Raw genomic sequence first — 12,141 nt, forward strand, 5'->3', positions numbered from 1 at the left:
GAAATGGCTGCTTATGCTGAATTAATTTGCCAAAGTAATTTTTCATTTTTACATGGTGCTTCTCATCCAGAAGAATTGGTAGAGCATGCCGCTCGATTAGGCTATCAAGCGCTTGCCATTACTGATGAATGCTCTGTTGCAGGAGTTGTTCGTGCATACTCTTATATTCAAACGCATGGTTTATCGATTAAGTTGATTGTTGGTGCACTGTTTACTATTGAAGTGGCTGACAGTTTAACCGCCAAAATTGTTTTGTTATGCCCAAATCGTCAAGCTTACGCTGAGTTATGCCGAGTGATCACCAACAGTAGAAGAAGAGCAGCTAAAGGTGAATATCAATTACACGAGTGGGATTTAAAATCTGTTCGACACTGTTTCGTACTTTGGCTGCCAAGCCATCAACAAGCGTCCGATCAATTTTGGCTTGAGTGGCTCAAACGTCATTACAAATCTCGATTGAGTATTGTCATTTCACGCGAACTTATCAGCGGTGAACATCACTATATTGAATATTGTCGACGCCTAGCTGAACAGCATAAAATTAATACCATAGCATCGAGCTTAGTGTTGATGCACTCCAAAGTGCGCATGCCTTTGCAGCATACGTTAACCGCGATAGCACGCGGCTGTGAAATTGAGCGCTTAGGTCGAACGGCATTGAGTAATGGTGAACGAAGCCTCCGCTCCATTGATAAACTCTCTAAGCTGTTTTTGCCTGCAGAGTTATTGTCGACGTGTTTGTTGGCGAACTTATGTCACTTTGAATTATCAGAGTTGCAATACGAATATCCTTCAGAGTTAATCCCTCAAGGTGTTAAAGCGAATGATTACTTAGTGACCCTGGTTGAGCGAGGGAAAAAAATTCGATTTCCTGAAGGGGTACCAACTGATATTGAACAAATCATTAATAAGGAGTTGCGGTTAATTACAGAGCTTGGTTATGAACACTTCTTCATTACGATTTATGACATTATCCAGTTTGCTAAAGAAAAAGGCATTCTTTACCAAGGGCGAGGCTCGGCGGCAAATTCAGTGGTGTGCTATTGCTTAGAGATTACCTCGGTAGATCCAAAGCAAATATCGGTATTATTTGAGCGCTTTATCTCTCAAGAACGCCAAGAACCACCCGATATTGACGTTGATTTTGAACATGAACGTCGAGAAGAGATTTTTCAGTATATCTATGATAAGTATGGCCGAGAGCGTACTGCAATTACAGCAACGGTAATTACTTATCGATTAAAAAGTGCGATTAGAGAAGTAGGGAAGGCACTAGGTATTGATGAAATGCGATTAGATTTTTTTATTAAGAATATTAACCGCAGAGATAGCCATCAGCCGTGGTTTATTCAACTCACAGAGCTTGGGTTAGATATAAAAAGTAAAAAGGGCCAATTATTTATTAAACTTGTTGAAGAAGTTAAGGGCTTTCCTCGGCACTTGTCACAACATGTTGGTGGCTTTGTTATTTCAAAAGGACCTTTGTATGAATTGGTGCCCGTAGAAAATGCCGCCATGGAAGGTCGTACAGTTGTACAGTGGGATAAGGATGACTTAGCGGCACTTTCACTACTGAAAGTCGATATTTTAGCGCTTGGTATGTTAACAGCGATCAGGAAATGTTTTCATTTAATTACACAACACTATCAGCAAGATTATTCCATTGCTGCGATTACACGTAAAAAAGATGACAAGGCGGTTTACGATATGATCCAGCAAGCGGATACCGTTGGTGTTTTTCAAATTGAGTCTCGCGCACAAATGAGTATGCTGCCGAGACTAAAACCCAAAACCTATTATGACTTAGTGGTACAAATTGCCATTGTTAGACCTGGTCCTATTCAGGGCGGTATGGTGCACCCATATTTGAAAAGACGAAATGGTGAAGAGGCGATTATTTATCCCTCAAAACCGCTAGAAGCTATATTGTCTCGCACCATGGGCGTGCCGATTTTTCAAGAGCAAGTTATTAAGCTTGCTATGGTGGCGGCGGGGTTTACCGGCGGAGAAGCTGATCAACTTCGTAGAGCCATGGGAAAGTGGAAGAAAACAGGGGAGTTAGATAAGTTTAAAGATAAACTAATCAATGGCATGTTAACTCGGGGTTATACATTAGAATTTGCAGAGCAAATTTTTCAACAAATCTGCGGTTTTGGTGAATATGGTTTTCCAGAGTCCCACTCTGCCAGTTTCGCGGTATTAGCGTATGTATCTGCATGGCTAAAATGTCATTATCCTGCGGTGTTCTATTGTAGTTTGTTAAATAGCTTACCCATGGGGTTTTATTCAGCGTCACAGCTAATACAAGATGCCAAACGTCATGGCATCGAGGTTAAGCCTGTTTGTATTAATCAATCAAGTTGGCATCATTATTTAACGGGTAATGCTGATAACGAACTGGTGTTACAGCTTGGTTTTCGTATTGTAAATGGCCTTAACCAAGCATGTGCAGAAACTATTGTGCAGCACCGACCTGAAGCAGGGTTTAATAGCTTTTACCAAATACAGCAACTTGGTCTTCGCAAAGATCAGTATCAGGCGCTAGCCAGTGCCAACTGTTTTCATGATATTGCTGATAATCGTTATGCTGCTCGCTGGCAGCTGCTTAACCACGAGCATCAACTGCCACTTTTTGCTGAAGCTGACTCTTCACATGAAGCAGGCTCTGCGCATAGAGAATGCGTAAAAGAGCCAAGTCCGCAGTATGATATTTTGCCAAACGACTATGATGATCTAATTGAAGATTATGCCGCGACAGGCTTAAGTTTAAATAAGCACCCCATTCAATTGTTACGTGACGCCGGCGCACTCGTTCGGGTAACCACAGCAAAAGATCTGAACAATATTCGCCATAAGCAAACGGTCACTGTAGCAGGAGTGGTTATTGGTCGGCAAAGTCCAGGAACTGCATCAGGTGTTACTTTTGTGACACTTGAAGATGATACGGGGAATGTTAATGTGGTGGTTTGGGTTGCTACCGCAAGAGCACAGAAGCAAGCATTTCTTGCCAGTAAAATATTAAAGGTAACGGGTATTGTTGAGCGAGAAGGGCAAGTCATTCACGTTATTGCTGGTCGCTTGCTCGATATTACCGATGAATTAAGTGAGTTAAACAGCCACTCAAGAGACTTTCACTAATGCGTTCAAATCACAGAAAAAGTAATCGCAATTACCAAATTAAAAAACGAGGTGTTAAAGATGATTATATTGACAAGCAGATCACCGCGATCCATCAGGCGATAGTTGAAAAGCTCATTGTTCAGCCAGAGCTTATTGTACAAGTACAGCAACGACTAGATGATAAAAGAGAGCAAGGCTCAATTGGCTATGGTGCATATATTACTTGGACATCAATTCTTGAACTCTATGACGACCAAGAAGCGTTTCGCCAAGGTATATTGGAAGATACACAACAAATGAAACGACTAAGGCGGACTACACCATTTGTTGGGGTTTTGACCGAGCAAGAGCGTAAAGAGGCATTGGAGTCTGGTGCGATAGCCACCATTAAAAATACTGACGTATTGTTTTTGTAGGCCAAAAATAATGAACCAGGCAGAAGAAAAAATTTTAAGCTGCCGATAACTAAAGTTCAAAATAGATACTCACAAAAGGCAGCCGTAGCTGCCTAATCAGAATACCAGAGAATTAGCCCCTTCTATATCTACCAAAAGCTAGAAGTGCTAAGCCAAACAGACTAAGGCTAGCCGGTTCTGGAACATCTTGAACGGTAGCTGTGAAGAATACCCTTTGGTCAGAAGAGTTCATAGAAACATTATTGGTACCGGTGACATTATATGTCCAACCAGGACTCACGTTCCCGCCACCTAGTGCGTGTGTATGGAAGGATAAACCTCTAGCTTGAACACCACCAGCTGAGACTTCCCTCTGTATAAGAGAGTTAGTTAAATTTACATCGGCACTTTGCAATGTAACAGTATCAATTGTGGTAAACCCCCATGAACCATGGCCAACTGTTCTATACCAATTTAAACCATTACTCCAGTTATTCAGAGCACCGTCTACAACATCATCAGTCGCCGGTCCGCTAAATGATACAGGAGGGTAACCACTAGAAGAAGTACCATATGTGAAGCGTGTTACTACATCAAATTCCCCCGCTCCTGCTATTCCGTACATTCCGAGTGACTCATCCCACAATGCCATCATCAAGTAATTACCATCATCACAATTATCCAGAATGCTTTGAGTGGTGATATTATTCGACCATGCTGACGTTCTACTACACTCAGTCCAGCCCCAGCCCTCAATTTCAGCTTGAGATAAATTTGATTGCAAGCCCAACGGGACGGTTATTAAAGAAGCCAAAGCCTGAGGAGAAAATATCGTTAAGAATGCTAAAGTTATTAAAATCTTAGAAGTCATATCAAAAACCAACGTTAAATTATATTAGATAAACTTCACAAAAAAAGTCTACGTAGTTATTCTAAGAAGTATTGCAATAAATGTACCAGGGATTTAACTCTTTGCTTTTAAATGAAAATTTTAATTAGGTAAGGCTTGTGTGTAAGAAAAGCTGACGCGTTATTTACAATAAAATTAAATAAATACATTTGTGAGAATTGGAAAAAGAAAAGTACTATCTAGGTTAACTAGAATGTAAAAGTCTCCTATCTAATTACTTAAATTCGCCAGGTTATATAGTTCTCTCTGCCAACATCCGATGCTAAATCTAATTAATACTCTAATAATAGCTAATATGGATAATGTTAGAGTATATTATTATTCTCTGAATCATTTGCTGAATGGTCCATGCATTGTATAGCTCCCGTCCAATCCATTATATATACTGACAAAATATGCATTTGAATTGGTATCTTTATATAACAAATACGATAAACCATCCATCATTTCAGGAGTGTGGATTTTACAAATAGGTTGATAATGTTGTGCGACTTTAAATGGGGTGTATGGCGTTGGATTTTTACTTAAATCAAGCTTGTTTCGTACAAGCCCTTCTTCAGATTCTGTACAATTTTCTATTGCAGATGCACTAAAAGGTAGTGCCATGATAGCTAACAAAAATATAAACTTACGCATAGTTCCCTTTACAAATATAGTCCGCAGAACAGGCTGATAATACTTGGCTATACTGTGCAACTATGTGGAACCAAGCAAACTACTAGCAACCCCAACATAGATTTGGCATTGAACGACTACTTTTTCGTTGCAACAAATGTTTTGTTGATAATGCGCCATTCGTTTTCTCGCTTGTACATTACAAGATAGTCAATGTAATGTGTTTTTGGCGTATCAAAATCTAGCTTTACCATAGCCATTTTGTCATCAACTATATCAACTGACAGGATATTTGCTGACCATATATCCTTAGTCGCTTTTTTGAAGTAACCAGAGAACTCTTTTAAAGGAACCGTTCTAATTGTTTCTTTTCCGGTTTTCTTATCAACATTAATCATTTTCACATGACCGAATTCCAAATCAAAAGCTTTTGAAAGAAGCTTTTGATTCCCATTAGCTGCGCCATTAAAATAGTTATAAGCCGTATCGACAACTGCTTGGTATTCTTTACCTGTCACAGATTCAGCGCTACTGGTCGCAGATAAGAATAAAGTGAAAACTGCAACAATCACCAATAGTAGCTTTATTTTATTCATTATATTTATATCCCACTAAGAAATTTAGATTTTTATAACTAAAGCACCATAATCTGAAAAAACGATTTGGTACACGCATAATAATTAAGTCGCTCATGAAAACTGTTACAAATTATGAGGGAATAGAGCGGATTGAAAGATGAAACAGTTAGACAAGTAACTTATTATTTCGCATTATTTTTTAACCAGTTACTAATATGATTGGTTGTGTCTTTAATTGAAGCTACTTCATTCAGTATTAAATCAGCGTTATTTCTAACTTGGTTGACAGCTGAGATATAAATATCTCTATAGTGATCTTCGTATTTATCCAAATAATTAGAAATAGAAGATATTGAATCAGAGTCTGGTTGTTCAGTATGCCTCTTGATAATACGAGAAAGACACAATTCCATGGGTTGATCTAATAACACAACGTAATCAATTAATGACGACATGGATTCACGCTCTTTACCAAATGGCTCTTCAATGAAAATTAAATCATTGCTATTTTTTGAAATTAAGCTTTCTAATGCAGTGACAAATTTTGGCGTTTTAATCAGAGAAACGTTTGCTCCATTAATTAGCCAATTTTTCATATTTTGAGGGTATGTATTTTTATCAATGTGATCATCAAAAAGTAGAAACGGGCGACTAAACTCTTTGGCTAGTGCTTTAACAATTGTGGTTTTTCCCGAACCAGATGTTCCACTTATAGCAACTACTTTTGTGTTACTCATACTACCCTAGTGAGGCTAAACTCAATTGCAAACTAATGTACCATTTAGGAACTGTTAATAGATTGCTTAAATAATGAACGTTGCGAACACTGCCAGCTGTTGTGTGTCCGTTTACTTTAACGTCTTGCTATATATCACTATACTCTGACTTAATTAAACCAAAGCACTTAAGATCATGAAACTGGTTTTTCCAAAAGCCACTTTGACGTCTTATACCTTCCTCCTTAAACCCTACCTTTCGAAGAAGTGCCTCAGATGCAGAGTTCCCAGGAACAGTATCACCTTGGATGCGGTTAAGTTTACCGCAAGGTAATTCACCTAAAAACGCAGCTTTAACTATTCGATGTACTGCTTCACTGGTAAAACCCATGTTCCAATATTTAGGCAATAAATCATATCCAAGAACAGCATTTTTCATTTTAGGACACCAAGTATTAAAGCCACAAGTGCCGATAAGTTGATTTGATTCTTTTAGGCGAATAGCCCAACGAATACCAGAGTTTTCTTCAAATCGAGAATTAAATAATTCTATTAAATTACTTGCTTGTGACACTTCAGTAAAAGCTTCCAGATTATAATATTCGACAACTGAATTGTTCGAGAATAACTTAAATAAGCTATTTGAATCTTCTTTAGATAACTTATCCAACCTTAAACGGCTTGTTTTTAAAACTGGAAATAACAACCTTAACCCTCCTTGAAATATAACTCCCTGTTAAGGGGCTAATAATGTTTGGCAATACTCGTGTAGCGAAGCGAACAAAATCTAGCTTTATTTCCTCAACTACAACCTGATACTCAAATATCGTGCTAATAAAAGCGCCATTAAGGCGCTTTTTTATACCGATAGAGGCATCTATTTCGTTATTCGCCAGAAAGCGAAAATTGCTGCAAAAAATAAGATCATGGGATAAAAGGCATAAACAATCACATCAACTGGCGATATGCCAATTGTCGCGCCAAGTAATAAGGCTTGTGCGCCGTAAGGTAATAGCCCTTGGTTAATACAAGCAAATATATCCAATAAACTAGCAGACTCTGCAGGGGAAATATTACCGTCATCAGCTAATTCTTTAGCTGTTTCACCAGTGATAATAATTGATACCGTATTGTTAGCGGTAAAGAAGTTCGCACTAAAGGCTAAACTTGCAATACCCAAACCAGAGGCTCTTTTCGGGTTGTTAGGGCTTAACTTGCCCGCAAGTTTTTTAAGGCTTTGTGTCAAGGCGTTTAATCCGCCTTGTCGGCGAACAAGTTCACTTAACCCACCAATAAACAACGCGAGAATGAATACGTCTTGGACATTAGCAAAACCTTTATTAATGTCTTGTATTAACGCTGATAATTGATAACCATTGTTAATAAAGCCCGTAACTGCAGCCAGAAGAATACCAACTAACAGCACCACAAAAACATTCACGCCAGATAATGCCAATACTAGTATCACGACATAAGGTACTAAGCCGACTATATCAATCGCTTCATTACTTTGGTATTGAGCACTTCCTCCAATAAACGTAAAAATAGTGAGTGCAACAATAGCGGCAGGTAAGGCAAACTTAAAGTTCACTCTAAACTTGTCTTTCATGTGTGCACCTTGGCTTCGCGTTGACGCAATCGTTGTGTCAGAAATAATTGACAAGTTGTCACCGAAAATTGCGCCAGATAAGATACTGCCGGCAACTAGTGCTGGGTTTAACCCAGCTGTGTCAATAAAGCCCGCTGCAATAGGGGCAATAGCGGCAATTGTACCAACAGAAGTACCCATCGCCGTTGACAAAAAAGCAGCAACCAAAAATAAACCGGGAATAATAAGATAGTCTGGAAATACCGCTAAACCTAGTTGAACACTAGCATCAACACTGCCTGTCGCTTTGGCGACAACCGCAAACGCACCAGCGAGCAAATATATGACACACATCGTTATGATATTGCTGTGGCCGGCACCTTCAATAAATTGCTGAACTTGATTAGTAACTGACTCTTTTCCCATACATATCGCTACAATAATAGCGGGTATAATCGCGACACTGGCTGGCAATTGGTAAAAGGCAAACTCAACATCTTGTAGCGTTAAAGCGATACCTGTACCTAAAAATAACGCCAAAAAAACGCCAAAGGGAATCAAGCTCATCAAGCGCGTAGGAGCAGTTTGTTCTGTCATAAATTGTCTCTTATTATTTTTCTTTGCATTGTTTATATCACTGCTAAAGAAAAAGGCCAAAAAAGAATGGAGTAAAAGTAAGGAGCTGATTATAGAGGACTCAATAGCTCTGTCAATCTAGATGTGTAGATGGCCAAATGAGAGGGTTTGATTTTAATTCACTTTTAACCGGTTAAATAGCGATTTAGATCTACTTTCTAGCTAGGGTATGTGCTATTCTTGCCGCCAATTTTTATACGAACTATTATGCGAAGAAAGACAGATGTCAGATAATAAATTTGAAAGTATTGAACAACGCGTAAGTTACGGCGTAGGTCGTCAATTAGGTGACCAGTTACGTAACAATCCATTTAAAGAATTTGATGTAACTGCTGTACAAGCAGGTTTAGCTGATGCACTTGCTGGTGCAGATAGCCAAGTAAGCGAAGAAGCATTAAACGAAGCATTTGCTGTAGTATCGCAAAAATTACAAGCACAAGAGCAAGAAGTTGCTAAAGAAAAATCTGCTGAAGGTGAAGCATTTTTAGCGAAAAATGCAGAACGCGCTGAAGTAACAGTAACTGAGTCAGGTCTTCAATATGAAGTAATTACAGACGCTGATGGCGAAAAGCCAACTGCTGCTTCTACTGTGCGTACACATTACCATGGTACGTTCATTAATGGTGACGTATTTGATAGTTCATACGATCGCGGTCAGCCAGCTGAATTCCCAGTAGGTGGCGTTATTGCTGGTTGGACTGAAGCATTACAATTAATGAGTGTTGGCGCGAAATGGCGTTTATACATTCCATACAACTTAGCTTACGGTGAGCGTGGTTCACACGGTGCAATTCCTCCGTACTCTGCGTTAGTATTCGATGTAGAATTACTTGATATTCTATAGTAGTGAATAAGCCGGGTTTTCCCGGCTTTTTTATGTGTTAAATAGCTATAAAAGCGAGTGAACAGGAACTACCTAGTTAAACCAAGATAATGCAAGCACAATTGACCCATCTATTTTCAAGTTATATTGGCGCATTTGCCTCATTAGATGTTAACGCCACAAAACTCTGTTATCGAATCCCTTGTATATTGTCGACGCCAGATAAAACATTACTCATTACAACTGACGCTGAATTTGAACAAGAATTTAGTGAAATTTTCAGTTTCTTATCTCAAAATACCATCACTGGTTTTAAAGCGAGTAACGCCAGTTATCAATCATTTGGTCCCGAGCAAATATTGGTCAGTATTGATTGGCAATTTCTTGATAAAAATGAAAGCGTTATTGCAGACTTTTGTGCCGTTTATCAATTAACGCAACAAGCTAATCAATTTAAAATATCGCATGTTAGCTCAATTGGGTTGGAGCAGTCGCTTTCACTAGAAAATCAGCTAACCTTAAACGTGGAGAATAATTAACTAATGACCATCAAAGTAGCAATTTTAGGATGCAGTGGCCGAATGGGGCGAAACTTAATTCAGGCTGCCCACGAGCATGAACAGATAACCTTAGTTGGTGGCACGGTTCGTCAATCTTCCTCATTTGTTGATTTTGACTTAGGAGAGCTTGCTGGCATTGGTAAAATAGGCAATAAAACAACCACTGAAATTAGTGACTTAACTGCGGCGGATGTTTTTATTGACTTTACTTCAATAGAGTCAACATTTGAACACCTAAAGTGGTGTCAGCAACAAAACAAAGCGATAGTTATTGGCACTACTGGCTTTAGTGACGAACAAGTCAACGACATTAAGACGTATGGCAAGACGAGCCCTGTGTTATTGGCACCTAATACTAGTGTTGGCGTAAATCTTCTATTTAAATTACTAGAAATTACCGCTAAAGCAATAGGCGACTATACTGATATAGAAATTTTTGAAGCACATCACAGATTCAAAAAAGACGCACCTTCGGGAACTGCAATGAAAATGGGGCAGGTTATTGCCGAAACACTGGGCAGAAACCTAGAAGAATGTGCGGTATATGGTCGTGAAGGGATTACCGATGAACGAGATCCAAATACCATAGGTTTTGCAACAGTACGTGCTGGAGATGTGGTAGGTGAACATACAGCGTTTTTTGCAGATTTAGGTGAAAGGCTTGAAATTACGCATAAAGCTAGCTCTCGGATGACCTTTGCCTTAGGTGCGATGCGAGCTGCTTTGTGGATAGCTAATGCCGATGCAGGTTATTACGATATGCAAGACGTGTTGGGGTTAAAATAAAACCACTAGCTAAATGTTAAAATTTGGTGACTAGAATTAGGGATAATTGTCACTTTTAAGGCTTTAGTTGTAAATACGGCTAATAAGCCTAATTTTTGTAAATTATGCTGGACGAAAGGTTCGTTTGAGCGTAGAATGCGCGGAATTTGTCAAAAATTTGCATTTTGCAAGCCAAAAGACGGATTAATGAACAATTTTCGCGCTTAATAAATCAGCAATAAATTGCTGGTTTTTGTTAAGTTTACTTTCTTCTTTTCGGAGGTTAAATTGACTAAATCTGCCATTTTGGTGCTAGAAGACGGCACTATATTTAACGGCACCGCAATCGGTGCAGAAGGAATGGCTGTTGGTGAAGTGGTATTCAACACTTCAATGACGGGCTACCAAGAAATCCTAACTGATCCTTCATACGCAGAACAAATTGTTACCCTCACTTACCCTCATATTGGCAATACTGGAACTAACTCGGAAGATGAAGAGTCAGGCACCATTTGGGCTAAAGGTTTAGTGATTCGAGATTTACCATTATTAGCCAGTAATTTTAGAAACGAAGAAAATTTGAGCGACTACCTAAATCGCAATAATATCTTAGGTATTGCTGATATTGATACGCGTAAGTTAACGCGTATTCTACGTGAAAAAGGCGCACAAAACGGCTGTATACTTGCAGGCGACAACCTAGAAGAAGCAAAGGCTTTAGCTGAAGCGAAGGGCTTCCCAGGGTTAAAAGGCATGGATTTAGCAAAAGTTGTTTCTACTAAAGAACAATACACATGGACAGATGGTAGCTGGCAGCTTGGCAAAGGCCATGTTTCTCCAGAAAACTTCGACTTTCACGTAGTTGCATACGATTTTGGTGCTAAGCGTAATATTTTACGTATGTTAGTTGACCGTGGCTGTAAATTAACTGTCGTTCCGGCACAAACACCTGCAGCAGATGTTTTAGCGATGAATCCCGACGGTATCTTCTTATCAAATGGCCCGGGCGATCCAGAGCCATGTGATTATGCGATTAGCGCAATTAAAACATTCCTTGAAACAGATATTCCTGTATTCGGTATTTGTTTAGGCCACCAATTACTGGGCTTAGCAAGTGGCGCCAAAACAATCAAAATGAAGTTCGGTCATCACGGTGGTAACCACCCAGTTAAAGATTTAGACCGCGACGTGGTAATGATTACTGCACAAAACCATGGTTTTGCAGTAGATGAAGATAATATGTCAGATAACTTACGTGTAACACATAAGTCTTTATTCGACGGTACGATCCAGGGTATTCATCGTACAGATAAGCCAGCATTTAGCTTCCAAGGACATCCAGAAGCGAGCCCCGGTCCGCACGATGCTGCACCATTATTCGACCATTTCATTGAATTAATAAAAGCTAGTAAAGCTTAAGATTAGGAGTATAAAT

12 protein-coding genes are annotated in these 12,141 nt (G+C 39.2%); 6 read left to right on the plus strand and 6 right to left on the minus strand.

The window, feature by feature from the left end:
- Positions 1-3 precede the first annotated feature (3 nt).
- Both HII17_RS07205 and HII17_RS07210 read left to right on the plus strand, forming a co-directional pair.
- Entirely contained in the window at positions 4-3,138 is a 3,135-nt protein-coding gene (locus HII17_RS07205; RefSeq protein WP_169074664.1) for an error-prone DNA polymerase, read from the plus strand.
- Entirely contained in the window at positions 3,138-3,536 is a 399-nt protein-coding gene (locus tag HII17_RS07210) for a hypothetical protein (RefSeq protein WP_169074665.1), read from the plus strand. The genes HII17_RS07205 and HII17_RS07210 overlap by 1 nt, the downstream gene beginning before the upstream one ends.
- A 112-nt stretch (positions 3,537-3,648) precedes the next feature.
- Here the strand turns inward: HII17_RS07210 and HII17_RS07215 are convergent, their stop codons facing one another.
- From HII17_RS07215 to HII17_RS07240, 6 genes are all read right to left on the minus strand, one after another.
- On the minus strand, positions 3,649-4,386 hold the full coding sequence (locus tag HII17_RS07215; RefSeq protein WP_169074666.1) for a PEP-CTERM sorting domain-containing protein: 738 nt from the start codon (positions 4,384-4,386) through the stop codon (positions 3,649-3,651).
- A gap of 369 nt (positions 4,387-4,755) precedes the next feature.
- Complete coding sequence (locus HII17_RS07220) at positions 4,756-5,061, minus strand: hypothetical protein (RefSeq protein WP_169074667.1); 306 nt, start codon at positions 5,059-5,061, stop codon at positions 4,756-4,758.
- Between the two features lie 116 nt (positions 5,062-5,177).
- Positions 5,178-5,636, minus strand: a complete 459-nt coding sequence (locus tag HII17_RS07225; protein ID WP_169074668.1) for a nuclear transport factor 2 family protein — start codon at positions 5,634-5,636, stop codon at positions 5,178-5,180.
- Between the two features lie 164 nt (positions 5,637-5,800).
- The gene (locus tag HII17_RS07230) at positions 5,801-6,355 is read right to left on the minus strand and encodes an AAA family ATPase (RefSeq protein WP_169074669.1); all 555 of its coding nucleotides are present in this window, start codon (positions 6,353-6,355) and stop codon (positions 5,801-5,803) included.
- 127 nt (positions 6,356-6,482) lie between these two features.
- Positions 6,483-7,040 carry a GNAT family N-acetyltransferase gene (locus HII17_RS07235; protein ID WP_169074670.1) on the minus strand — a complete coding sequence of 186 codons (558 nt, stop codon included), beginning with the start codon at positions 7,038-7,040 and terminating at the stop codon, positions 6,483-6,485.
- A gap of 171 nt (positions 7,041-7,211) precedes the next feature.
- Positions 7,212-8,612: a Na+/H+ antiporter NhaC family protein gene (locus HII17_RS07240; RefSeq protein ID WP_408033882.1), complete on the minus strand. Its 1,401-nt coding sequence runs from the start codon at positions 8,610-8,612 to the stop codon at positions 7,212-7,214.
- 169 nt (positions 8,613-8,781) lie between these two features.
- On the opposite strand from HII17_RS07240, the gene HII17_RS07245 reads away from it, so the two are divergent.
- The 4 genes from HII17_RS07245 to carA all read left to right on the plus strand — a co-directional run bounded on the left by HII17_RS07245 (position 8,782) and on the right by carA (position 12,125).
- Entirely contained in the window at positions 8,782-9,402 is a 621-nt protein-coding gene (locus HII17_RS07245) for an FKBP-type peptidyl-prolyl cis-trans isomerase (RefSeq protein WP_169074671.1), read from the plus strand.
- Positions 9,403-9,491: 89 nt separating this feature from the next.
- A complete protein-coding gene (locus HII17_RS07250) occupies positions 9,492-9,920 on the plus strand; it encodes a hypothetical protein (protein WP_169074672.1) in 429 nt (142 codons plus the stop codon).
- Positions 9,921-9,923: 3 nt separating this feature from the next.
- A complete protein-coding gene (gene dapB / locus HII17_RS07255) occupies positions 9,924-10,727 on the plus strand; it encodes a 4-hydroxy-tetrahydrodipicolinate reductase (RefSeq protein ID WP_169074673.1) in 804 nt (267 codons plus the stop codon).
- A 267-nt stretch (positions 10,728-10,994) separates the two neighbouring features.
- Entirely contained in the window at positions 10,995-12,125 is a 1,131-nt protein-coding gene (gene carA, locus HII17_RS07260; RefSeq protein ID WP_169074674.1) for a glutamine-hydrolyzing carbamoyl-phosphate synthase small subunit, read from the plus strand.
- Positions 12,126-12,141: the final 16 nt, after the last annotated feature.

This window comes from Thalassotalea algicola (assembly GCF_012932965.1).
In the GTDB taxonomy this organism is placed as follows: domain Bacteria; phylum Pseudomonadota; class Gammaproteobacteria; order Enterobacterales; family Alteromonadaceae; genus Thalassotalea_F; species Thalassotalea_F algicola.